This is a genomic window from Cupriavidus sp. 22TCCZM04-2 (genome assembly GCF_057798895.1).
In genome coordinates, this window is the sequence record NZ_JBYOJS010000010.1 from 57,661 (window position 1) to 81,191 (window position 23,531).

A 23,531-nucleotide genomic window follows, 5' to 3' on the forward strand; every position below is an offset into this window, starting at 1 on the left:
GAGCGCCGGCTCGCTTGATCGAACTCGCTTGATCGAACTCGCTTAGCGAAGTCCGCAAGGCAAGCGGGCCGCCTCGGGGCGGCCCACTCTGTCATGCCTGCGCCCCGCAAGCCGCTTCAGGCTTCCGGCTGATCCCCAAGCATCTGCGCGACCGAACCTGCCATATTGGCGGCACGTGCGCCGATCAGCCGCTGCAGCGTGCCGAGCAACTCGTCCTCGTTGTAGGGCTTGCCGAGATACACGTCCACGCCGATTTCCTGCGCATAGCGCCGGTGCTTCTCGGCCGTGCGCGAGGTGATCATCACCAGCGGCATGTGGGCGGTGCGGCTGTCGGCGCGCACGTTGCGGGTCAGGTCGAAGCCGTCCATGTGCGGCATCTCGATGTCCACCAGCATGGCGTCCGGCATCACGTCCTGGAGCTGCTTGAGCGCATCGACGCCATCGCGGGCCAGCAGTACCTCGTAGCCGGCGCGCGACAGCAGGCGATGCGCCGCCTTGCGTACGGTCAGCGAATCGTCCACCACCATCACGGTAGGCTGCATCACCAGTCCAGGAACCGGTGTCGCGGCGCCATCGCCGTCCAGTTCGGCCACCGCGCCCAGCGACTGCGCAGCGGGCAACTGCATGGCCGCGGGCGCTGCTTCGCCGCGCACGCGCGCGAAGCGCTGGGCCAGCACCACCGGGTTGTAGATCAGCACGATTTCGCCGTCGCCCATGGTGGTGGCGCCAGCAATGCCTTCCAGGCGCGCCAGGTGCGGACCGATGTGCTTGACCACCACTTCGCGGTTGCCCACCACTTCATCCACATGGACCGCCACGCGCTCGGTGCCGCTGCGCACGACCACCACCGGCGAATACTTGCGGCCGGACGGCGTCGCCGCGCTTTCCTCGAGCAACGCGCCAAAGTAATGGAACGGCACGGCGTTGCCGGCCACGGTGATCTGGCGCTGGTTATAGGCATCAAGCAGGGCCTGCGTGCGCAGCTGCTGGACCTGGTCGATCATGCCGCTCGGCAGCGCATACATGCGCCCGCCCAGCCCCACCACCAGCACTTGCGTGATCGCCGTGGTCAGCGGCAGGTGCACCGTGAACGTGGTGCCGCGGCCGGCCGCGGTCGACAGCGTGATGCGTCCGCCCAGTGCCACGGTTTCCGCGCGCACGACATCCATGCCCACGCCGCGCCCGGCAAGCTCCGAGACCGAATCGGCCGTCGAGAACCCGGGCGCAAAGATCATCTCCGTCAGCCGCGCGTCGCTGGCGTCATCGTCAGGCGCCAGCAGGTCGCGCTCCACGGCGCGTGCGCGAATCCGCGCGAGGTCCAGCCCCGCGCCATCGTCGACGAAATGCAGCACGACCTCGTTGCCTTCCTGCTGCACTTCCAGCGTCAGCGAGCCGGCCGCCGATTTGCCAGCGGCGCGCCGGACTTCCGCTGTTTCGATGCCATGCGCCACGGCATTGCGGATCAGGTGCTCGATCGGGCCGGCCATGCGGTCCAGCACGGACCTGTCGACCTCCACCGTACCGCCTTTGATCAGCAGCCTGACTTCCTTGCCGGTCTCCGCGGCGGACTGGCGTGCAACGCGATAGAGGCGCTCGGCCAGCGCGTCGAACTGCACCATGCGGGCCTGCATCAGCCCGCGCTGCAGGCCGCGCGTGAGCCGCGCCTGTGCGGCCAGGTCGCCGGCGGTGCGATCGAAACCGCGGTGCAGGTTCTGCTCCACGGTAGCCACGTCGTTGACCGACTCGGCCATCATCCGCGTCAGTTCCTGGAAGCGCGTGAAGCGGTCGAATTCGAGCGGATCGAAGTCCTGCTTGTGCTGGGCGTCGGCAATGCGCGAGGCCATCTGCGATTCCGCCTGGATTTCGATCTCGCGCAACTGGCCGCGCAGGCGCGCCACGTTGTCGTTCAGTTCGCCCAGGTAGGCGCGCATGGAATCGAGTTCGCTTTCCAGCCGCGCACGCGTGGCGCCGACTTCGCCGGACTCGTTGATCAGCGTATCGAGCGCGCGGGCCTGCACGCGCACCAATGCGCGCTGGCGCTCGGACGCGTCCGGCACCGGTACCTGCGCCGGCGCGCCAGCCGTGGCCGTGCCGAGCGGCACCGGCAACGCCGCGCCCGCGCTTTCCGTGCTTTCCGCGCTTTCCGTCTTGGGGGCGGCGACGCTGGCCATCACCGGCGTAGCGGGCGGTTCCGGCGCGGCCAGCCCGTTGATGACGTCAGGATCGTCCGGCACGAGCAGGCGGCCAGCCTGCAGGGCCTCAACATGCATCAGGATCCGGTCGTACCACGCATACAGGCGACTGAACAGCTGCGGACCGACGCGCTGCGCGCGCAGGCTCGCGTCGAGCAGCGTTTCCATCTCGTGCGCGGCCTGCCCCAGCGCCATGGCGCCGGCCATGCGCGCACTGCCCTTGAGCGTATGCAGTGCGCGCAGCACCAGGCCACCTTGCCTGGCGTCTTCGGGCGCCGCTTCCCACGTGCGCACCAGCCGGCCGAGTTCGGGCAGGCTGCCGTGCGCTTCCTCCAGGAAGATCTCGACGAGGGTAGCGTCCAGTTCGGTGGTATCGGCCTGCACGACCGCCACCGGCAGCGGACGGGGGGGCGTCGGCAACGGAATCACCACCGCGTCATGCGTCACCGCCGCCGGTGCCTGCGGTGCCTGCGATGCCGGGGATGCCGGCTGGGCTGGCTTTTCCGCTGCGGGGGGTTCTGCGTTCGCTTCCGGCTCCGGAACGTGCGCGGGCAATTGACCGAACAGGCTGGCCACGGAGCCATCCGGCTCGGCCGGCGCCTGCGGAGCCGGCACCTGGACCCGCGGGCGCAGCAGTGCGCGCTCGCCGAACTCGGTCAGGCTGCGGTGCAGGCTGGCATCCGCCTCGGGCCAGATCCCCGCGGCGAACTGATGCAGCATGCCGCGCAACCGTTCGACCGCCTGCTCCAGCAGGCGGAAATCACCGGGGTGAATGGCGACCGGGTGCGCGCCGAGCTGCAGCAGCAATTGTTCGAGCGCCTCGGCAATCTCGCGCACGGGTTCCAGCCCCACCGTCGAGGCGCTGCCCTGCAGCGTGTGAGCGACGCGCAGCGCCAGCTCGCTCGGGCACGGGTGGTTCTCATGGCGCCACTCGGAAATGTCGGTGGCGAACTGGCGCAGGAGATCGTCGGCCTCCTGCAGGTAGACGTTGTAGAGCGGCAGGCCGATGCGGATCGGGCCGATGACCTTGAAGTTGTCGTCCTCGCCGGACAGCGCGCCAGACAGGCGGAACGGGATGACGTTGTCGTCGTCGGGAGCGGCGGCGGGCGCCTCGCTCCCGGCCTCGGGCGCAGCTTCGGATGCCTCCGCAACCATGGTGCCCGGTACCGGCGCGCCGTCGATGAAGACCTGTTCCGGCTCCGCCGTGTCGGAAACTGCGGGCGCTTCCGGCTGCGGATCGCGCACCGCCTCGGCCGCGGCGACAAGCGGCGCGATGTCATGGACCGCGCCGGCATCGCGATGCAGCAGCGCCACCCACGCGGACAACTCCGCGTGCGCGCGGCGCAGCAGGCTGAGCAGGGCCGCCACGGGCTCGCGTGCCTCGGCGATCCACAGGTTCATCACCTGCTCCACGGCCCAGGCCGCTTCGCCGTAGCGATGCAGGCCGACCATGCGGCTCGAGCCCTTGAGCGTATGGAAAGCGCGCCGGATGCGGCTAAGCGTATCGGCATCGCCGAGCGCGTCCAGGCCCGAACCCAGGTCGCCTGCAATGCCACCGAGAACTTCGTCGGCCTCGTGCAGGAAGATCCCGAACAGTTCGGCATCGAGCGCGGCGCCATCGTCGGGCGCCATCGTCGGTCCGGCCCCCTGCGGGACGACCGGCATCGGCTCGGCCAGTGCCGCCACCAGCCGTTCACCCGATGTGTCGCTGCCGGCCAGCCACGCATTGAGCTGCGTGCTGGCTTCGGTGGCCTGGCGGCGCAGCGCGGCATTGTCGTCGATGGCAGCCTGGTCCATCAGCGTCTGCAGCGCGGTGCGCAGTCGCTGGACCGGTGGCGTGTCGGCAGTGGCGCCGGTGCGGATGGCTTCGCTGGCCGCGGCACGTGCCACCGACAGCGGATCGTTGCCGACCGCGCCCGTCTGGCGCAGCGCCAGCGCTTCGTCGAGTTCCTCGTCCTCGGCTTCGTGGCGGCTGCGGCCCAGCTCCAGCGCATCGATAAACGCATGGACGGTGCCCAGCGTCTCGGCGATGGCGGACAGGGTCTCGCCGCGCAAGGTCTCGTCGACGCCGGCGCCGAGCCTGCCGGCTTGACGCACCGCCTCCTGCACGGCCTCACCGGCCTGTTGCGCGTCGTCGTTCAGCCCGTGCGGCAGGCCATCGGTGTCCAGCAACGCATCCAGCGTGGCGCGCAACGCCTCGAAGGCCTGCACGGCTTCCGCCAGGCTGGTCCCGGCATCGGGCCGGGCCGCGTTGCGGTCATAGGTATCGAGCCACGATTCGCCGCCGTCCAGCTGCGCGCGCAACTGCGCGACGGCCTGCACGCGCGCCGCCTGGGCGCGGGCTTCGTCGGCCATGCGCGCCAGCCACGCCGGCGCCACGGCGGCCGGGTCGGCCAGGCATTGCGCGAGTTCCTCGCAGCGCGCGGCGAAGACCGCTGCCGTGGGATTCGGGCTCATGCCATGCACGCGCCAGGGCAATGCCAGCGCCCGCGACAGGAACACGGCGATGCCGGTGGCGCCGAGCGCCTCGTGGCGGTCGGGTGCCGCGCCGGGCCGGAGCGCGGCCTGCGACAGGCACAGCTGCAGGGCCGGCTGCGCGAGCGGCTGCGCGGCCTCGGCCAGCGCCGCGAGCGCGATCTCCCAGCCCGCGGGATCGCCTTCGGCGGCACGCTCCAGCCCCGCAGCGGCCTGCTGCAGGTTGCGGGTGTCGATCGGATCGAGCCAGCCGTAGTAGCGCAAACGGTGGTCGGCGCCGGGCGTCGCGTGCGCGCGGTCGAGGCGGAACGCCTGCACGGTGCGCGCGATATCGGCGCGCACCGTCGTCAGGGCGATCTCGTCCACGCCGTGCAGAGGGGGGTCCTCCTGCGCGGACAAGGTGCAGACCAGCAGGAAGATGGCATCGTTGAGCAAGGCCTGCGGCACGCGCACCTGCCCCTGCTGGTATTGCCGCAGCAACAGGTGGGCACGGCCGGCAAAACGCTTCGATAGCAGGTCGGACGGCAGCAAGCCGTGGGCCAGGGCGCGGAACACCAGCGCCAGCACATGCCAGACGCCACGGTCCGGGTGGTCGGTGGCGCGGCGCGCCTCCTGCTCGCCGGCGCGGACGTCGTCCAGCGCTTCCTGCAACGGCAGGTACGCTTCGCGCAGCCGCTCTGACTCGGTGCACTGCAGGGGCAGCCGCAGCGCCTTGAGCAGCGCGGCTTCATAGCGCTGGCGCGCGCGCGTGACGGCCGTTGCGTTGCGCGTGGGCAGCAGGATGCCGGGCAGCATCTGCAGCTCGTCGAGCCACAGGTCGGCCGGATGCACGCGCTCGTCGCCGAGCAGCGACAGGATCTCGGCATACGGACGGAACAGCCGCAGCGGGTCCTGCTCGTCGCCTGCCATCAGGTCGTCGACGTATTCGGCAAGCGCCTGCACGCCGGTCCGGAACACGGCGAGCGTGCCGGCATTGGCCGCCACGCCGCCGCCGTCAAGGCCCTCGAGCAGGCGTCGCAACGCCTGGCAGTACGGGTCGACCCCGCGCAGGCCCACGATATGCACGGCGCCCGCTGCCTGGTGAAGTTGTTGACCGGCCAGGCGCAGCGACGTGGTATCGCGCGCGCCCAGCGCCTCGGGCGCCTGCTGGACTTCGTCGACGTAGTGGGACAGCTCGGTCGCGGCATCGTCCAGCGCGGCGCGCAGGCTCGGTGCCACCCACGCCAGCACGGACAGGTCGCGCGAGGCCGGCATGGCCGGCTCAGGCGCATCCGCCAGCGGCGCGTGGGTCAGGTCCGCTGACAGCATCTGCGGCAGCGGCTCGGCGGGGTCACGCGGTAAGGGAGAATTCAAGGACATCACGGCTTCCATTGCGGCCTTTGCGCGCGAGGCGGGGCAGTCCAGACGCGACAGCGGGCGTCATCAAGGTCAGGCAATCTTGAACCGCGATACGGAATTGCGGAGCTCTTCGGTCAGCTGCGTCAGCTCGCGCACCGAATTCGCGGTCTGGCGGGTACCGGCGGTGGTGTGCTCGGTCGCCTGCAGAATGCGTTCGATGTGACGGGCGACGCCGCCGGCCAGGTCCGCCTCGTGCGAGGTGGAGCGGGAAATCTGCTCGATCAGCTCGGCCAGCTGGCGCGACACGCGGCCAATTTCCTGCAGTGCGGCGCCGGCATTGTCCGACAGGCGCGCACCTTCCACCACGCCCTGCGTGCTGCGCTCCATGGCGTGCACCGCATCCTGGGTATCGGTCTGGATGGTGCGGATCAGCGCGCCGATCTGCTTGGTGGCCTCGCCGGAGCGTTCGGCCAGGCGCTGCACTTCTTCGGCCACCACCGTGAAGCCGCGGCCGGCTTCGCCGGCGGACGCCGCCTGGATGGCGGCGTTGAGTGCCAGCACGTTGGTCTGCTCGGTAATGTCCGAGATCAGCTCGACGATTTCACCGATCTCCTGCGACGACTCGCCCAGGCGCTTGATGCGCTTGGACGTTTCCTGGATCTGCTCGCGGATGTCGTTCATGCCCGCGATGGCGTTCTGCACGGCGTGCTGCCCCTGCTCCGCGGCAGTCAGCGAGGCGCGCGCCACATTGGCCGACTCGGCCGCGCCGCGCGACACCTGCGTGATGCGGTCGGCCATGTCCACCACCGATTCACCGGTCTGGCGGATCTGGCGCGACTGCTCTTCCGTCGTCGTGGCAAGCTGGTTGGAGGTCGCCTGCACCTGGCCCGAGGCCAGCGTCACTTCCCCGGCCGTCTGCTGCACGCGGCCCACCAGTTCGCGCAGTTCTTCCACCGTGTAGTTCACCGAGTCGGCGATGGCGCCGGTGATGTCCTCGGTCACGGTGGCCTGGCGCGTGAGGTCGCCGTCGGCGATGTCCTGCAGCTCGTTCATCAGCTGCAGAATGGCCTTCTGCGTGGTGTCGTTGTTACGCTTTTCCTCCAGGCGGCGCGTTTCGGCTTCACGCTCGCGCGCCTCGGCTTCCACGGCGCGCAGGCGCGAATCGCGCAGGTACAGCGCGGCCAGGCCGGCCAGGCACAACAGCGTCATCAGCGCCGAAATCAAGGTGGCGCCCAGCGTCACGGGACGGAAGCGCGCCGCCTCGGCGTAGGACTTCTGCAGCGCGGAAAGTTCGCCGCGCAGGGCTTCGTTGTCGTTGAAGATCTGCTGCTGCGCGCGCTTGGCGGCGATCAGGCCGGGCAGGTTCTGCAGGATCGTCTGGGTGGTCTTCTGCACCGCGTCGAAGCGTTGCGAAAGCTGCTGCAGGTAGCCGCGCGTCTCGGCATCGGTCGCAGCGTTGAGCCGCAGCGCCTCGCTGCCGTTGAGCAGGCCGTCGAGCGTCTCGCGGAAGGTGTTGGTGTCCTTGCCGAGCAGGAACGCCGTCTCGGGGTTCACGCCTTCGCCCGACAGGAACTCGTTCAGGTTCTTGCCCAGGCGCTGCGTCAGCATCACCAGCTGCGCCGAGGCGGCGACCTCGCGCGTGTTGGAGCCGGACTGCAGCTTGAGCGCGGCAACCTGTTCCGCGGCCTCGAGCAGTTCGGGGTTCGAGGCGTTGAAGACCTGCAGCGTCTGGCCGATCGTGGTCAGCACCGGCTGCTGCGCGAGCACGTCGGCGGCACTCTTCTCGCTGCGCTTCCACGAACTGATCGCGGTTTCCAGCAGGGCCTGCGCCGCACCCGTGGTGGCGCGCACCTGCTTCTCGACGCTGCCCGCGAGCAGGGCCTGCAAGTCTTCGGCCAGCGCTTCCTTGGACTGGCGCAGCTGCGTGAAGGCCTGCACGTTGCCCAGCAGCGCCACCGGCGCGGCCTTGCCCAGGCGCTGCGAGTGCATCAGCATGTCGCCGGAGATCTCGATCTGCGCGGCGGCGTTGTTGGCGATGCGGTTGTCCATGTACACCGAGCCGAGCAGCGCCACCAGCGACACCACCACGCCGATGGTGAGCCCACGCTGCTGCGACGAGAACGGCATGCGTTCCAGCCATGACGACGCGGCATCGACAGGGGAACGGCCCAGCCCGCCGGCACGCATGCCGGCCGATGCCGCGCCGGCGCGGTCCTCCACCAGGCCCGCAGCCGCGTCGGCGGCCGGCTTCCGGCTTCCCAGGCTGATTTTCTTGAACCCCATAGCACCCTCTGTCCGTTGAATCGTTGTCTGGGGCGGCCTCGACCCGCGCCGCCGCGTTATTTATTCTTAATTCTGCTGCCCCCGACACCGCGACCCACGGCGCCGGAACTCCGCACGCGGCTATGCAGCGACCCGGCCTGCCTGGAGGAACGCCGGCGCATCGAGCAGCGCGCGCACGTCCAGCACCTGCCAGGCCCGGCCATCGCCATCATGGAGATGCCGGCCTTCCCATGCGGCATCGGCCGCCGGGTCCTGCGCGGGCGCACGCAGGTCCGCAGCGTGGCGCAGGCCGACCACGCGCGTGGCCAGGATGCCGCAGGCCCGCTCGACCTGGCGCGACAGCACCACGATCTTGCTGCCCGGCTGCAGCGGGGTTGGTCCCTCGCCGCAGAACAGGCCGAAATCCACCACGCCCAGCAGGTTGCCGCGCGCATTGACCAGGCCGGCATACCACGGCTGCGTCAGCGGCACGCGGCTCGGCTGCCGCATGTCGAGCACCTCGCCGGTCTGCGCCAGCGGCAGCAGCCAGCCGCGCTGGCCCACCTGCAGCGCCAGGTAGCTGTCCGCCGCGGGCACGTTGCGGGCTTCGCGCAGGCGCCTGGCCAGCATGGCCTGGTAATCCTGCAGGCGGGTCTGGCGGGTGCGTAGGTCTTGGCGTGGCGCGTTCATGTGCGTCTCCAGCTTACTGGCTGATGACGGGTGCCGTCAGTGGGACAGCGCCGCGATCTTGGTGAGCAATTCCTTGCTGTCGACCGGCTTGACGATGTAGTCCGAAGCCCCCTGTCGCATGCCCCAGATGCGATCGGTGTCCAGGCCCTTGCTGGTGCACATGATCACGGGGATATCCTTGAAGCGGTCGTCGCGCTTGATGGCGCGCGTGGCCTGGTAGCCGTTCTGGCCGGGCATCACCACATCCATGAGGATCAGGTCGAAGGCCTCGGCCTCCAGGCGCGTGAATGCCTGTTCGCTGTTGCCGGCGACGGAGACCTTGAAGCCCTGCTTGCCGAGCAGGTCGGACATGAACAGGGCTTCGGTGGGCGAATCATCGACGATGAGGATCTTGTTGATGGTTGTCATGAGTCAGTTCCTTGAATCCGGGTCATGCCGGCAGCGCGTTGCCGGCCGCCTGGGCAGGCATGCACGCCTGGACGGCTTGCAAGAGCGTGTCACGCGTAAAGGGCTTGGCAAGGTGATCGCGCGCGCCGACCAGGCGCCCGCGCGAGCGGTCGAACACGCCGTCGCGCGAGGACAGCATGACCACGGGAATGGCGTGGAAACGCGGACTTTTCTTGATCAGCGAGCAGGTCTGGTAGCCGTCGAGACGCGGCATCAGGATGTCGCAGAAGATGAGATCGGGACGCATGTCGCCGACCTTGGCAAGCGCTTCGAAACCATCCTCGGCAAGCACGACCTGATAGCCCGCCTGCGACAGGAAGATCTCCGCCGTACGGCGGATGGTGCTGGAATCATCGATCACCAGCACTTTGCGCGACGATGCCGGCGCGGACGCCGGCTCCGGTTCCGGCTGCGCGCTGGCGCCGGCATTGACCCAATGGTTTTCTGTTGGTTGTGCGACCCGCATGTTGTTCCCGCGACCAGCGTCTCCCTGCGGAGCACCGGCAATCTCTTGAGAACACCCGCGCGGGACGGCCTGGCCTGGCCAGCCGCCCCGACGGAACCCCGAATAATCTTCCCTGCAAAAGGCCGGTCATAAGACCGGCCTGTGGCGGCACGTGGAACCCGCACCTGCCTTTCCGTCCTTTGCCACCCCCAAATGGCGGGATGGACGAAGGATCATTTTGCGACAGAGTGTGACAAGACGCCGGAGGGCCGTCAATCCGGAGCGACCGGCACGGTCCGGCGAATTGTCGCGTCGGCGCGACGCGGCGATGCCGCGCGCCCGACGCCCGCGAGCCGTGGCCTCAGATGGCCACCATCTCGAAATCTTCCTTGCGGGCCCCGCACTCCGGGCAGGTCCAGTTGATGGGCACATCTTCCCATTTGGTGCCCGGGGCAATACCGTCTTCCGGCGCGCCGGCAGCCTCATCGTAGATCCAGCCACAGATCAGGCACATCCAAGTCTTGTATTCCATAACAGGCTCTGGCCGCTCTCCATTAAAATTCAGCGCAGATGGTACCGAATCGGCGCCGACGGCGCCAGCCGCGTTAGCCAGAATCGTGCCAAATCCGCCGTGTTCGCGCACGTTAGCGTACAAATACGGGATAAAAGCCGCGCTATTCCCGCGCATTGCACCGCTTTGCCCATCCTTTGGCGCCAGTTCGCGTCCGCTTGAACGCGTTTCCCGAGTTTTAGACCAGGCAGACCATGTCCCGTAACCAGCAGCTCTTCGACCGTGCCCAGCAAACCATTCCCGGCGGCGTCAATTCGCCCGTGCGCGCCTTCCGCTCGGTGGGCGGCACGCCGCGCTTCATCACGCGCGCCGAAGGGGCCTATATGTGGGATGCCGAGGGCCAGCGCTACATTGACTACATCGGCTCCTGGGGCCCGATGATCGTGGGCCACGCCCACCCGGAGGTGGTGCGCGCCGTGCAGGAGACCGCCACGCACAGCTTCTCGTTCGGCGCGCCGACCGAAGGCGAGATCGAGATGGCCGAGGAAATCTGCAAGCTGGTGCCGTCCATCGAACAGGTGCGGCTGGTTTCCTCCGGCACCGAGGCGACCATGAGCGCGCTGCGCCTTGCGCGCGGCTTCACCGGCCGCGACCTGATCATCAAGTTCGAAGGCTGCTACCACGGCCATGCCGACAGCCTGCTGGTCAAGGCCGGCTCGGGCCTGCTGACCTTTGCCGACACCACGCAGAACGCGCCGTCCTCGGCAGGCGTGCCCGCCGACGTGACGCGCCACACCATGGTGCTCGAGTACAACAACGTCGAGCAGCTGGAGCAGGCGTTCGCCAAGCACGCGGGCGAGATCGCCGCCGTGATCGTCGAGCCGGTCGCCGGCAACATGAACCTGGTGCGTGCGAGCGACGCCTTCCTGAAGGCCATGCGCGAACTATGCACGCGCGACGGTGCCGTGCTGATCTTCGACGAAGTCATGACCGGCTTCCGCGTGGCGCTGGGCGGCGCCCAGGCGCACTACGGCATGACGCCGGACCTGACCTGCCTGGGCAAGGTCATCGGCGGCGGCATGCCCGCGGCGGCCTTTGGCGGCCGGCGCGACATCATGGCCAGGCTGGCGCCGCTGGGCGGCGTGTACCAGGCCGGCACGCTGTCTGGCAACCCGCTGGCGGTGGCCGCTGGCCTGACCACGCTGCGGCTGATCCAGGCGCCCGGCTTCTATGACAAGCTTGCCGCACAAACCCGCAAGCTGGCCGATGGCCTGGGCGAAGCCGCCCGCGCCGCCGGCGTGCCCTTTGCCGCCGACGCGATCGGCGGCATGTTCGGCCTCTACTTCCGCGAAGGCGTGCCGGGCAGCTTTGCGGAAGTCACGAAAAGCGATACCGCGCGCTTCAACCGCTTCTTCCACGCCATGCTCGATAACGGCGTGTACCTGGCACCGTCGGCCTTCGAGGCGGGCTTTGTCTCGGCCTGCCACGACGACGCCATCCTGCAGGCCACGCTGGACGCCGCGCGCAAGGCCTTCGCGGCCTGACGCGGACCGCTCCCCCGGGTCGCCGCCGGCGGTAACGCGCCGTGCGCTACACTTGAGATTCGCCTCAACCCGGGAGCCCCCGATGCGCGCCTCTCTGCCCCTGCCCTCCTCCTCGAACCGGGCTGCCGGCTGGTTCCGCTGGCTGCTGCTGGCCTGCCTGGCCAGCCTGCTGTCGGCCTGCGGCTATAACGACTTCCAGACCAAGGACGAGGCGGTCAAGGCGGCCTGGGGCGAGGTCGTCAACCAGTACCAGCGGCGCGCCGACCTGATCCCCAACCTGGTCAACACGGTCAAGGGCTACGCCACGCACGAGCGCGAAACGCTCGAGGCCGTAACCAAGGCACGCGCCGCCGCCACCAGAATCCAGGTATCGCCCGAGACCCTGAACGATCCTGAAGCGTTCAAGCGCTTCCAGCAGGCCCAGGGCGAGTTGTCCGGCGCCCTGTCGCGCCTGCTGGCGGTGTCCGAGAACTACCCGCAGCTGAAGGCCGATGCCTCGTTCCGCGACTTGCAATCGCAGCTCGAAGGCACCGAGAACCGCATCACCGTGGCCCGCCAGCGCTACATTGTTGCCGTGCGCGACTACAACGTGCTCGCGCGCAGTTTCCCCACCAATCTCACGGCCATGGTGTTCAAGTACGAGGTCAAGCCTTCGTTCGCGGTGGAAAACGAGAAGGCCATCTCCACACCGCCGGCCGTCAAGTTCTGACAGCAAGGCAATCATGGGCACCCTGATGGATTTGCCCGCCTTCCGATCCTGGCGCCACTGGCTGGCCGCGCTGCTCTGGCTGGCCAGCGCGCTGGCTATGCCGGCCCTGGCGGCCAATGACGGTTTCGTACCGGTGCCGCCACTGACGCAGCGCGTCACGGACCTGACCAACACCCTATCCGCCCCCCAGCGCACCGCGCTGGAAAACGTGCTGGCCGAGTACGAGCAGCAGCGCGGCAGCCAGATCTTCGTCCTGATGCTGCCGACCACCGAGCCCGAGACCATCGACGCCTACAGCATCCGCGTGGCCGACGCCTGGCGCGCCGGGCGCAAGGGCATCGATGACGGCGTGATCGTCCTGATTGCCAAGGACAACCCGCCGGGCTTGCGCAAGATGCGGCTGGAGGTTGGCCGCGGCGTGCAGGGCTCGCTCACGGACGCCATGTCCAAGCGCATCCTGCAGGACATCATGGCCCCGCACTTCCGCCAGAACGACTTCTATGGCGGGCTGTCGGCCGGCATTTCCGCGATCCAGGCCACCATCGACAAGGAAGGCCTGGCCGGCCCGCAGCCGCGCAAGCAGGAATCGTCATTCTGGTCGGACTGGCTGCCGGTGCTGTTTCCGCTGGCCATCATCGTGTTCTTCTTCCTGACGGCCGCCACGCGGCGGCGCGGTCCGCAGATCATCACCACGCCGCGCGGCCGCGACGTGATCGCGGGCGGACTCGGCGGACTGGGCGGCTACGGCATGGGCAGCGACTGGGGACGTCGCGGCGGCTTCGGCGGCGGCGGTGACTTCGGTGGCGGCTCGGGCGGCGGGGGTGGCTTCAGCGGCGGAGGCGGCGGCGGCTTCGACGGCGGCGGCGCCTCCGGCAACTGGTAAGGAGAGCGGACCATGGCATCGCTGCGACGCGCGCTGCGCCACCTCGGCACCACCGCCGGCACCGCCCGCCGTTATTTCCCGGCACCGGCGCAGCAGCAACTGCACGACGCCGTGCACGCCGGCGAAGCGCGCCACCGCGGAGAGATCCGCGTGGTCATCGAATCCAGCCTGCCACTGGGCCATGCCTGGGGCGGCACCACGGCGCGAGCGCGGGCGCGTGCCCTGTTCGGTGCGCTGGAGGTGTGGAATACGGAAGAGCACACGGGGGTGCTGCTCTACATCAACCTGGCGGATCATGCGGTGGAGTTGCTGGCCGACCGGGGCATCGATGCCAGCGTGGGTGCCGACACGTGGCGCGCGCTTTGCGATGAACTGGCGCAGGGGCTGGCCCGGGACCTGTCCGTGCGTCCGGTGCTGGCAGCCGTGGCGAGCATTCATGACCTGCTGGCGGCGCACTTCCCCTCCGATGGTGGCCGCAACCCGAACGAGCTGGACGACCGGCCGCTTGTTCTCTAGACCGGCCCGAACGCAGAGGCCGGCATCTCGCGCATGCCATTCCTGGCCGCGACGTTCCAAGACGGATTCGGCACGCCTGCGCTCGCGAGTCAATCGTGTAACGCGGCACCTGTTCACGCGCGAAACATCCCTATGCCCGATATGGCGCCAGGCGTGCGCCAACTAAGCTGATTGCACAACGGGATTGCAGTGAAAAAGGCGGAGCGCCTGACTTCCGCGCGAACGGGGGAAACATGTCGGAAAGCCTGGTACAAGCGGGTCAAGCGGGTCAAGCGTGCGTCGCGCCAAAGATCAACTTCCGCGAGCTGGTATTGGAGTGCGCGCTGAGGACCACTACGGCGCTGCTCCTTGGCGGCTTCGCGTATGGCGCCATTCGGCACTGGCTCACAGCGCCATCGCGCATCACCCTGCTTTTGCTCGTGCTGGCGAACTGCCTGACGCTCGGCCTGAGCCTGTTTGCGCGCGTTCCGAAGAAGCGCGACTGGAATCCGGTCACCGTGCTCTGCTCGCTGGGCGGCACCTACTATTTCCTTGCCATCGAACTGGCGCCCGGCGCGCACCTTGTGCCGGAAGCATTTGGCGCGGCCCTGCTGGCCGCGGGGATTGCCTGGCAGATCTACGCAAAGCTTTCGCTGCGTTTGTCGTTCGGCATCCTGCCAGCGAATCGGGGAATCGTGTCGAACGGCGCTTACCGCTTCATGCGCCATCCGATTTACCTGAGCTATTTCGTCGCCGACATGGGTTTTCTGTTCACCAACTTCGGGCTGCAGAACTTGCTGGTCTATGCGGGCCTGTACACGCTGCAGGTCATGCGGATCAGCCGCGAGGAAGCGCTGTTGTCGGACGACCCCGAATACCGCCTGTATCGCGAGAAAGTGCGGTTCCGGGTCATCCCGGGAATCTACTGAGCTGGATCAACGGGAACGCCGCGCCCCCATGGCGTACCACGCCGCCGCAAGTGCCTGCAGCACCACCAGCCCGCTCCACGCCACCCTATGCGCCTGCATGGGATAGCAGCCGCCGACCGCCGGCCACAGATCGAGCACGAAGCCCACGCCCACCTGGCAGGCAAAGGTGGCGAGGAACACCGTCAACGTGAGCGCCGTGGTGGCGCGGCCGATCAGCGCATCGGGAAAGCTGCGCGCCAGCACGGCGTAGGTCAGGATACCGCTCGAGCCGAACACCCCGTAAGCCGCCCACAGCAGCGCCGGTGGCAGTGGCACCTGCGCCAGCAGCAGCACCTGGACCACGATAAACGCCGTCATGCCCGCCCCGGCAAAGGCATACAGGCTGATGCCCGCCCGCTCGAGGTGTCGCGCGGCCCACCCCGAGCCGACGCAGCCCACCATCATGGCAATGCCGATCACCGACACCAGCCGCGCGCTGGCGGCCGGCCCGAAGCCCCCGACGTCCCGCAGGAAAGCGCCCACCCACAAGGTCTGTACCGCCAGGAATACGCCCTGGTTCAGCAACGTCAGCGGCACCACGCGCCAGAAACGCTCGCTGGCCAGGATCTGGCGCGTACCGCGCAACTGCTCGCGCAGGCTTTCCTTGCCGGCGCGCGGCGTGTCCGGAACGCCGAACCACAGCAGCCCCGCCATCGCGAGCGTCACGCCCGCCAGCCCGGCACTGACCATGCGCCAGTCCGCCACCGAAAGCAGCCACGCCAGCGGCGTGCCCACCAGCACGGCACCGAGGCCGCCGATGGCCATCACCACGCCATTGAGCAGCGGCATGCGCGACAAGGGAAACCACATCGACAGCGCCTGGATTGCCGCGCCCAGACAAACCGACACGCCGACGCCGATCAGCATCCGGCCGGCAGCGAGGCCCGCCATGCCAGGCGCCAGCGCGAACACCAGCGAGCCGGCAACCGCCACGAGCAACATCGCAGCCTCGGTGCGGCGCGGGCCATAACGGTCCAGCAGGATGCCCGCCGGCAGTTGCGCACAGGCGAAGCCAAGGAAATAGAAACTCGTCAGCAGTCCCAGGTCGCCGGCACTGAGGCCCAACTCGCGTGTCAGGTGCGGCGCAAACCCAAGGTTGACGCCACGGAACACATAGGACACCAGGAAGCCCAGCGAAAACACGGCCAGCACGCGCCAGCGGGGATCGGAAGCACGCTTTGCGTGCGGGGACGCAGAGGAGAGGTTGGGAGGAGCGGTCATCGTCATGGGCTGGATTGTGCAACAGGTGCGCCAGGAGTGGCGGCGGACTCCGCTACGCCTGCCAAAGCCACGACGTATCACTCTTGAAATTGTTTTGATGCCCAATGTTGGCAATACAAATCAATTTCGTTTGATGCAACGAACCACAGCGGATCAGCGTTCGGTCAAAAGGCACCATTACCGTGGCAAGCCCCGGCGCCGACACTCTTCGGCGGTCAGAGTTTCACGGATGCAACCGATTTGCGCGGTCATGCCAACTACCGTGCAATTTCTACCCATCCCATCCATAGAGATGAGATGTGGTGGATGGCAGTTGGTGGCCTCATCCGCCGACTCGTGCAAAGGCGTGTCATCGCGCCGCCACGCGCACGGCGACAAGATCAAAAGAAGCCACAACGCCGATTGCGCCTGGGGATAACCCGGTCAGTGAAGTGCGCTTACGTGTAATCGCCTCGGTTACCTGTTACACACGCGCAACCATTCGGAGGTCTCTTTCGCGTGCCGACTCAGTGTCGTGGCCCTCAGGCGTTTCCAACAGCGCTCCCCACGTCCGGAGGGACCGACCGACTGGAAATGCCCCTTCATCCACAAGTGGATGAGTATGAGTGTCGTTTGCACCGTTTGTGCGCCACGCCCAGCCGCACGCGACGACCCGAGCAGTAACAAAAATGGAACATTTTGACTTTCCCACGCCCGGGCAATTTTCGGAGAACCAGAATTTCCCCTTTGATTTCATGCGTTTAACCGGCTCTGGCACATTCGTCGCGAATATGTCCTCGCGAACATGAAGCCTGGAATTGGGGAAGTCTGAAACCGAAGCGCCAACACACTGGCAAACGTTCGACGGAGATCAGTTTCAGAACGACCCCGCTTCCCAGGGCGGGATTCGGGCTGGTGCTGTAAGCGCAGGGCCGCGCGGAAGGGAACGGCTCGCACCGACGCATACCGTTGTGGTCTGAGCCGGGAAGTACAGGTGAGGTCTTTCAGGAAACCACGGGTCGCGCCAGCGCGGGCGGCCCGTGCAACCTGGACAGTCAAAGCCAGTCATGGATGACCATGGCGGCGATGGGGACCGCGAACAGAGCGGGATGCCGGTGCGCCGGCATCACAAGGGGTGTAGCCAGGCCTGCATGGCAGGCCTGGCAAAAAACAGAATTCGGGAAAGACGCCTGGCCGACGCGGCATCGACGCGGCCGGAGCGGGCCTGAGGGCCACCGAATCCGGTGTCCGGCAATTGCTGGCAGCGGTTTCGTCAATAAAAAGATCCGGGGAAATCGTATGAGCGCTTACGCCAACCGTCCGCTGCTCTACTTGTCGCAGCATCACGACGCCACACTGTGCCGGGCTCTGTCGCAACGCGGCTGGAAGATCAGCTTTGCGTCGAGCCTGCATGATCTCGACGCGCTTTCGCACAATCCACAGGCCTGTGCCGCGCTGCTCGATCTCCACAGCGGGTTCAGCGACGCCGAGCTGGAGTCCTTCGAGCCCTGGCTATCGCATCCGCTGCTGAGCTGGATTGGCATCGTCGCGAGCCGCGACGCGCTGAGCGATGCGGCGCGCCGCCTGCTTGGGCTTTACTTTGTCGACTACTACACCGCCCCGTTCGAGCTGGCGCATCTGGCGCATTCGCTCGGCCACGCGCAAGGCATCGCGCAGATGCGCCCCGCCGCGCAGCGCGCGGGTGCAAGCAGCGCGCGGCCGGACGGCATGATCGGTAATTGCCAGGCCATGCAGGCACTGTTCCGCGGCATCGAGAAAGTGTCGCTCTGGGACACGCCAGTACTGATCTCGGGCGAATCGGGCACCGGCAAGGAACTCGCCGCGCAGGCGATCCACCGTGCCAGCGACCGCGCGCAAAAGCCCTTTGTCGCCGTCAACTGCGCCGCCATCCCGCCCACGCTGCTCATGTCGGAACTGTTCGGCTACGAGCGCGGCGCGTTCACGGGCGCGGCCAGGCGCAAGTTCGGCCGCATCGAGATGGCCCAGGGCGGCACGCTGTTCCTGGACGAAATCGGCGACATGCCCCTGGAAAGCCAGACCAGCCTGCTGCGCTTCCTGGAAACCGGCAAGATCGAGCGCCTGGGCGGCACCGAATCCATCGAGGTGGACGTACGCATCATCTCAGCGACACACGTCGACCTGGAAGCGGCGATCGCGGCCGAACGGTTCCGCGGCGACCTGTACCACCGCCTGTGCGTGCTGCGCGTACGCCAGCCACCGTTGCGCGAGCGTGGCAGCGACCTCATGCTGCTTGCCGAACATATGCTCGCCGGCGTGCGCAAGCAGTCGCCGAACCACATCAGGGGCTTCTCGCCGACGGCGCTTCGCGCGATCCAGCTGCACAACTGGCCTGGCAATGTGCGCGAGTTGATCAACCGGATTCGGCATGCGGCGGCGATGTGCGAGGACGGAGTGATACAGCCGGAAGACCTGGAGCTGGCGGCGCCCGCCGAAGAACGGCCGCTGACGCTGGCAGCGATCCGCGAGGCCGCCGAGCAGAGCGCGATCGTGGAGGCGCTGCAGCGCAACCATGAGCGGCTGATCGATGTCGCGGCAGAGCTGGGGATTTCGCGGGTGACGTTGTTCAGGCTGATGCGGGATTACAAGCTGCAGGTGAGGAAGGGGGATCTGGGGCTGGTTTGCGTGCAGGGGTAGGGTCCTGCCAACACTCCAGGGTACAGCCATGCTGCCTGCTATCCGAGAACGCCTGCCTGGCAGCCACACGCTTGTCAGGCTGTTCCGGTTTGGCGTGTCCGGCATCATCGCAACAGGCATCCACGTGGCCGTGGCCACGTTCCTGATCTATCTGTTCGATGCGTCGCAGGTCGGCGCCAACGGCATAGCGTTCATCATCGCCAATGTCGGCTCGTATCTGCTCAACACGCTATGGAGCTTTGGCAGTACACCAGGGCGCGACAGCTATCTGCGATTTCTCCTGGTATCTTTGCTCGGACTTCTGCTGACACTGGGCATCTCGAAGGCCGCCGACATCCTCGGTGTGGACTACTGGGTAGGCCTTGCCTGCATCCTGTCCGTCGTGCCACCGGTCACGTATGTGCTGCACCGGTCGTGGACGTATCGCTGAAACACGCCGCTCCAGTCCTTCCTTGCAGTGAAACTCCCGGGCGCTGGGCCAGCGGACGCCAGTGGTCCTTCTACTTCTGCTGGCAGCCAGCTGGTGTCGGCATCAGCCTGCAGCCGCATATGAGCGCTTCCAAGTCCTCCGCGGCCATCTCGCCCATCTCTTGAAACGCCAGGGCACTATCCCCCCTTCGCCGATGTCAGCCGAATTACGCGGCTATCGCCCTGCGCCCAGCGTTTCGGACGAGTCTCCTGATACCGACGCCTCACCAGGTAGATTGGCCGCCCCTTGGCTTCATCGTAGATGCGGCCGATATACTCGCCGACCACGCCAAGTCCGATCAGCTGGATGCCGCCGAGAAACAGCACCACGGAAAGCAGGGACGCATAGCCGGGAACAACGACCCCGAAGATCAGTGTCCGCGCCACGATGAAGGTGCCGTAGACAAAGGCGCTGAGGGCGATCAGCAGGCCGATATACGTCCAGCTGCGCAGCGGCAGCGTGCTGAAGCTGGTAATGCCCTCGAGCGCGAGGTTCCACAAGCGCCAGCCGGAGAACTTCGAGCGGCCCGCGCTGCGCGGCTCACGCTCGTAGCTCACGATCGCTGTCTTATAGCCCACCCACGCAAACAAGCCCTTCATAAAGCGATGCCGCTCCGGCAGCTGCTTGAGCGCGTTGATCACCACACGGTCCATTAAGCGGAAGTCCCCAACGTTCACGGGCAGCTTCAGGTCGGACAACCGGTTATGGATGCGGTAATAGCTGGCCGCCGTCACGCGCTTGAGCCAGGAATCACACTCGCGGCTGCTCCGCTGCGCCAGCACGACTTCCGCGCCCTCGCGCCAGCGCGCGACAAGCTCCGGGATCAGCGAGGGTGGATCCTGCAGGTCCACGTCCATGGGGATCACGGCATCGCCCAGGGCTTCATCGAGCCCCGCAGTCAATGCGGCTTCCTTACCGAAATTGCGCGTCAGGTCGACTACGCGCACCCGTTCGTCGCAATGCGCGTAGGCCAGCATCTGGTCCAGTGTGTCGTCCGAACTGCCATCGTTCACGAGTACGATCTCGAAGCGGATGCGGTCGATGGATTCGAGGATCGGGATGACGCAATCGAAGAACCCCGCGATGCTTGACGACTCGTTGTAGCAAGGGACAACGAGTGAAAGCAATCTGAAATCGTATGGACCCGACATGATTCTCTCCCCGAGGCGGCGTGAGTGTTACCACGCCGTAGCCAATTCATCTTATGCACTTCCGTATTAAGCAATTCAGGCCTGATAGCGAAGCCTATGAATGGTGACCATCACAAGGCCAGACAGCCTCCGTGCACCGATGGCACAGCCGCCGAATTCCCAGGGCCGCTGATCAATCTTCAGCGCACTGGCGCGCATCGCCCCACATCAGTCAGCCGATGTCCGGCCCATGCGCTCCAGCCGGATGCGCCAAACGCCCAGCGCCAGCGTTACGATCAGCCCGATCGGCATCAACTGGATGCCGATCCAATCGCCCACCAGCAGCCCGTACAAGGGCAGTAGCCACAGCACTACCAGCAGTTCACGTTGGCCAGTCAGCCATCCGCAACGATTGGCATGAATACCCGACCACGCCATGGCAATTCCCAGGAAAGCCAGGTCGTAGTCGTACAGGTAGGGGGGGACCAGCAGCATTGCAGTCGACAGCACCGCGGCGCGAAGCGCGAAGCTGCATGGACGCGACCATGCGTAGATCACGGCGGCCACGGCTGCGCAGGCGCATATCGCATGCACGACATAAGGCAACAGGATGCCTCCGAACAGCAACTTGGCGGCTGCAAACATCGTCGGCATCCGGATGAGCGGTGCGGTACCGTTCTCGACTGCCGCGCGCGCAACCCCTGTTGCGCTCAGGAATGCCAGGAACGGCTCGACACCGAAGCAGGCCAGCGACAGCACCGCCAGTGCCGTTGCGCTTGCTGCCATCCCCAGCAACGCGCGCCACTGACCGGCACAGAGCAATGCAAGCGGAAACATGATTGCAATGTGCGGCTTGACCGTAACAAGCCCGAGCAACACACCGGCCACCACCGGGCGTTGGCGCAGGAGTGTCAGCGCCAGGCCAGCGGTGCCGGCAAGCCAGAGCGCGTTCTGCCCTGTCGCAATGCCTACGGCAACCCCCGGGAAGCCAAGTGCCGCAATCCACGCGCCGCGCCACGGCAGTGTCCGGGACATTGCCCACCCATACCAGCTCGCACCACCCAACAGGAACAGAAAGGCAGCGGCCCCGTAAGGCAGCAAACCGAGTGGCAGGAGGGGCAGCAGGAATGTAGGCGGATACAGCCACGGCAGTGCGCCGCCGCCCGCCAGCACCTCAGGCACAGTTGCAATCTCTTTAGCCTGGAGCAGGTCAAGGCTGTACGGAGCGGCCGCACCATGCTCGAGCGCAACGCTCGCCGCACTCCAGAAGACGACGAAATCTGCGCCCGGCGGGAAAAGTCCAGCGATGTTCAGTATCCAGGCACGATACATCCAGATGCCAAAAAACACTGCGTAACAGATCAGCGCCGCGCACGAATACAACCGCATGCGCTCCGCATCGAGCCAGTGCTCGTCGGCCGCGGGGAACCATGGCTTGCTGCCTGCTAAGTGTTCAAAGGCCATTTCGTTGGCTCCCACGACTCTCATTCACGACCGACGCGACCGGCCAGCCCCAGCCTAACCCGCACCAGCCGCCGTGTGCCCTGCACCTGCCGACAAGCTTCGTCGACGCTTGGCTGACCTCATTCGACACCCCTGCCCTCGGCCCGCTCCTGATGGCTCAGTGTTGTCGCGCGTTCGCGGAAGTGCAAGCCAACCGATGCGTCTAGAAGGCGCGCGCGCTCATTGTTCGAAGCGCTTCCGCCAGCAACGTTTCTTTGTTGAATCATGCGGCCCCGGTTGCCGAAAGCCCCAGTACTCACAATAGGTTGACGACGACTCTGACTACGCGTTTGCCACAGCGCGGACGCTGCTGCGCGGGCATGTTGTTTCTATCGAGAAACGCGGGCCCTGGCGCACTGGCGCCTCATCCATTAGGCGGCCCCATGCGGCAGTGCCGCGTCGTGAAGGCAGATATTGTCCTCCCCCTGCCGGATGCGTTTTGCCCGGCTCACTGGCTTCCTCATGCTTTTGGCTGAATGCAACGCGCCGCCCCCCCCACGGTTGCGGGCAGCGACCCATGCCACGCCCTAATCCATCGGTTCCCTCATCCAAATTAGCCTGTGCGGCGCGCGTTTCCAGCCGGCAACGAAGTACGGCCCGGAATCCGTCCTCCACGCCGACGAGGCCGGTCGGATGACACCTGGGTCTCCGCAAACCCTTGTGGGACAACAGTTTCGTACCGCCTGGCCCGCCATTTGCCTATGCCAAGCCGTGCGGCACTTGCAGTCAGCAGGATTGCCGCAATGTCGGCGCAGCTGGCCGGCACCAAAAAACACACGGGGAATATCTGCCATGCCTGTCACCCGCCGACCCGGTTTGCGACATCGGAACGCCAGCCACGCTGACGGCTCCCTCAGCGGCGGCGGTGTGCCGTTCCGCTGCATGGCACTGGTCTGCCCGAGCCATGCGCAGCACTCGGCGCGTTGCATGCATGCCTCGGCACAACGCCGGCTGCAGGCGCGCACCCCGCAGGGTATGCAAAGCGGCGCCGGCCGCTGGCCATTTCATGCGTGCGCCATCTGCGCGCCGCCGTGCTACCACACCGCCAGGGATTGATCCACGTTGCGAGCGTTCCCTGACCTTAGTTCTGCGGTCCTGCAGTACCGAGTTCTTGTTCCTGAAAAAAGGAGATTGTCATGCAAACCCTGACCACCATGTTCAAGCAATTCATCCGCGACGAAGAGGGCGTGACTGCCATCGAATATGGCCTGATTGCTGCCCTGATTGCCGTCGTCATCATCGCGTCGGTCGCTATCGTCGGCACGCAGTTGAACAGCACGTTCTCCAAGATCGGCAGCAGTCTCACTAGCGCTAACGGCTAATACCTGGGGAGCCCGCATGGCTGGCCAACACCGATCAGCCATGCGGCCAGCACAACGCTCAGCACAACAGCTCCATCACCGGGAACGCGAAATGCAAAAGCTCCTCAACCTGACCGCGGATCTCTTGCACGATGACGCGGGTGTCACGTCCATTGAGTACGCGTTGCTCGGCATGCTTATCGCGGTCGCCATTGTCGCCTCCGTCTCCTCGGTCGGGGATGCCGTCAAGACTTTGTATGAATCCATCGCCGCCAAGATGCCGTGATGCATCC

Annotated in this window: 18 protein-coding genes; 9 read left to right on the forward strand and 9 right to left on the reverse strand. The window is 66.7% G+C overall.

Annotated elements, in window-relative coordinates; all coding sequences use genetic code 11:
• Positions 1-116: 116 nt before the first annotated feature.
• The 6 genes from AC3FKG_RS16280 to AC3FKG_RS16305 all read right to left on the reverse strand — a co-directional run bounded on the left by AC3FKG_RS16280 (position 117) and on the right by AC3FKG_RS16305 (position 10,381).
• Positions 117-6,026: an Hpt domain-containing protein gene (locus AC3FKG_RS16280; RefSeq protein WP_488743553.1), complete on the reverse strand. Its 5,910-nt coding sequence runs from the start codon at positions 6,024-6,026 to the stop codon at positions 117-119.
• Between the two features lie 69 nt (positions 6,027-6,095).
• Complete coding sequence (locus AC3FKG_RS16285) at positions 6,096-8,288, reverse strand: methyl-accepting chemotaxis protein (protein ID WP_488743554.1); 2,193 nt, start codon at positions 8,286-8,288, stop codon at positions 6,096-6,098.
• A gap of 120 nt (positions 8,289-8,408) precedes the next feature.
• Positions 8,409-8,957: a chemotaxis protein CheW gene (locus AC3FKG_RS16290; RefSeq protein ID WP_483710681.1), complete on the reverse strand. Its 549-nt coding sequence runs from the start codon at positions 8,955-8,957 to the stop codon at positions 8,409-8,411.
• Positions 8,958-8,993: 36 nt separating this feature from the next.
• Positions 8,994-9,365, reverse strand: coding sequence for a response regulator (locus tag AC3FKG_RS16295; RefSeq protein WP_483710680.1), 372 nt, complete (start codon positions 9,363-9,365; stop codon positions 8,994-8,996).
• 22 nt (positions 9,366-9,387) lie between these two features.
• Positions 9,388-9,870: a response regulator gene (locus tag AC3FKG_RS16300; RefSeq protein ID WP_483710679.1), complete on the reverse strand. Its 483-nt coding sequence runs from the start codon at positions 9,868-9,870 to the stop codon at positions 9,388-9,390.
• 340 nt (positions 9,871-10,210) lie between these two features.
• Positions 10,211-10,381: a rubredoxin gene (locus AC3FKG_RS16305; RefSeq protein WP_008644874.1), complete on the reverse strand. Its 171-nt coding sequence runs from the start codon at positions 10,379-10,381 to the stop codon at positions 10,211-10,213.
• 233 nt (positions 10,382-10,614) lie between these two features.
• Here AC3FKG_RS16305 and hemL point away from each other — a divergent pair, with 233 nt between their 5' ends.
• The 5 genes from hemL to AC3FKG_RS16330 all read left to right on the forward strand — a co-directional run bounded on the left by hemL (position 10,615) and on the right by AC3FKG_RS16330 (position 14,920).
• A complete protein-coding gene (gene hemL, locus AC3FKG_RS16310) occupies positions 10,615-11,904 on the forward strand; it encodes a glutamate-1-semialdehyde 2,1-aminomutase (RefSeq protein ID WP_488743555.1) in 1,290 nt (429 codons plus the stop codon).
• 82 nt (positions 11,905-11,986) lie between these two features.
• On the forward strand, positions 11,987-12,613 hold the full coding sequence (locus tag AC3FKG_RS16315; protein WP_488743556.1) for a LemA family protein: 627 nt from the start codon (positions 11,987-11,989) through the stop codon (positions 12,611-12,613).
• Between the two features lie 13 nt (positions 12,614-12,626).
• A complete protein-coding gene (locus AC3FKG_RS16320; protein WP_483710676.1) occupies positions 12,627-13,496 on the forward strand; it encodes a TPM domain-containing protein in 870 nt (289 codons plus the stop codon).
• Between the two features lie 12 nt (positions 13,497-13,508).
• Positions 13,509-14,012, forward strand: a complete 504-nt coding sequence (locus AC3FKG_RS16325; RefSeq protein ID WP_483710675.1) for a TPM domain-containing protein — start codon at positions 13,509-13,511, stop codon at positions 14,010-14,012.
• 233 nt (positions 14,013-14,245) lie between these two features.
• Complete coding sequence (locus tag AC3FKG_RS16330; RefSeq protein ID WP_488743557.1) at positions 14,246-14,920, forward strand: methyltransferase family protein; 675 nt, start codon at positions 14,246-14,248, stop codon at positions 14,918-14,920.
• Positions 14,921-14,926: 6 nt separating this feature from the next.
• On the opposite strand, the gene AC3FKG_RS16335 is transcribed toward AC3FKG_RS16330, so the two are convergent.
• Positions 14,927-16,180 carry an MFS transporter gene (locus AC3FKG_RS16335; protein WP_488743558.1) on the reverse strand — a complete coding sequence of 418 codons (1,254 nt, stop codon included), beginning with the start codon at positions 16,178-16,180 and terminating at the stop codon, positions 14,927-14,929.
• A gap of 1,278 nt (positions 16,181-17,458) precedes the next feature.
• Here AC3FKG_RS16335 and AC3FKG_RS16340 point away from each other — a divergent pair.
• On the forward strand, positions 17,459-18,835 hold the full coding sequence (locus tag AC3FKG_RS16340) for a sigma-54 dependent transcriptional regulator (protein ID WP_483710672.1): 1,377 nt from the start codon (positions 17,459-17,461) through the stop codon (positions 18,833-18,835).
• A gap of 28 nt (positions 18,836-18,863) precedes the next feature.
• Positions 18,864-19,265 (forward strand): GtrA family protein, encoded by a 402-nt coding sequence (locus AC3FKG_RS16345; protein WP_488743559.1) that lies wholly within the window; start codon positions 18,864-18,866, stop codon positions 19,263-19,265.
• A gap of 176 nt (positions 19,266-19,441) precedes the next feature.
• Here AC3FKG_RS16345 and AC3FKG_RS16350 read toward each other — a convergent pair whose 3' ends face one another.
• Together AC3FKG_RS16350 and AC3FKG_RS16355 are read right to left on the reverse strand one after the other, a co-directional pair.
• The gene (locus tag AC3FKG_RS16350; protein ID WP_488743560.1) at positions 19,442-20,455 is read right to left on the reverse strand and encodes a glycosyltransferase family 2 protein; all 1,014 of its coding nucleotides are present in this window, start codon (positions 20,453-20,455) and stop codon (positions 19,442-19,444) included.
• A gap of 207 nt (positions 20,456-20,662) precedes the next feature.
• Positions 20,663-21,898, reverse strand: coding sequence for a glycosyltransferase family 87 protein (locus AC3FKG_RS16355; protein ID WP_483710669.1), 1,236 nt, complete (start codon positions 21,896-21,898; stop codon positions 20,663-20,665).
• Positions 21,899-23,073: 1,175 nt separating this feature from the next.
• Here AC3FKG_RS16355 and AC3FKG_RS16360 point away from each other — a divergent pair.
• Both AC3FKG_RS16360 and AC3FKG_RS16365 read left to right on the forward strand, forming a co-directional pair.
• A complete protein-coding gene (locus AC3FKG_RS16360) occupies positions 23,074-23,259 on the forward strand; it encodes a Flp family type IVb pilin (protein ID WP_483710668.1) in 186 nt (61 codons plus the stop codon).
• Between the two features lie 91 nt (positions 23,260-23,350).
• A complete protein-coding gene (locus AC3FKG_RS16365) occupies positions 23,351-23,524 on the forward strand; it encodes a Flp family type IVb pilin (protein WP_483710667.1) in 174 nt (57 codons plus the stop codon).
• Positions 23,525-23,531 lie beyond the last annotated feature (7 nt).